This is a genomic window from Psychrobacter sp. CAL346-MNA-CIBAN-0220 (genome assembly GCF_040309805.1).
In the GTDB taxonomy this organism is placed as follows: domain Bacteria; phylum Pseudomonadota; class Gammaproteobacteria; order Pseudomonadales; family Moraxellaceae; genus Psychrobacter.
On sequence record NZ_JBEOPF010000040.1, the window covers coordinates 1 to 450 of the forward strand.

A 450-nucleotide genomic window follows, 5' to 3' on the forward strand; every position below is an offset into this window, starting at 1 on the left:
GTGCAGTCCCTCGAAGTAGTGCGCGTCGACGCTGAACGCAATCTGTTGTTGGTCAAGGGTGCTGTTCCTGGCGCTACTGGCGGCAACCTGGTTGTACGTCCAGCGGCCAAGGCTCGCGGTTAAGGGGAAGCTGACATGCAATTAAATGTAAATGACGCTCAAGCGATCGAAGTTTCCGAACTGACATTTGGCGGCGAATTCAACGAGACGCTCGATCACCAAGCAGTCTTGGCCTACATGGCCGGCGGCCGTCAAGGTAGCAAGCAGCAAAAGACCCGTTCCGACGTACGTGGTGGCGGTAAGCGCCCTTGGCGTCAGAAAGGCACTGGCCGTGCTCGTGCCGGTACTATCCGTAGCCCAATCTGGCGTGGCGGCGGTACCACTTTCGCAGCTCGTCCACAGGATCACTCTCAGAAGCTCAACAAGAAGATGTACCGCGCAGCACTGCGC

The 450-nt window shown here is 58.0% G+C and carries 1 protein-coding gene and 1 pseudogene; both read left to right on the plus strand.

Going from position 1 to position 450, the window contains the following annotated elements; genetic code table 11:
• Positions 1-123 (plus strand): annotated as a pseudogene (rplC, locus tag AAEY88_RS12605) (50S ribosomal protein L3); the annotation flags it as partial.
• Between the two features lie 12 nt (positions 124-135).
• A partial coding sequence (gene rplD, locus AAEY88_RS12610; protein WP_350562932.1) for a 50S ribosomal protein L4 occupies positions 136-450 on the plus strand: 315 nt, incomplete at its 3' end.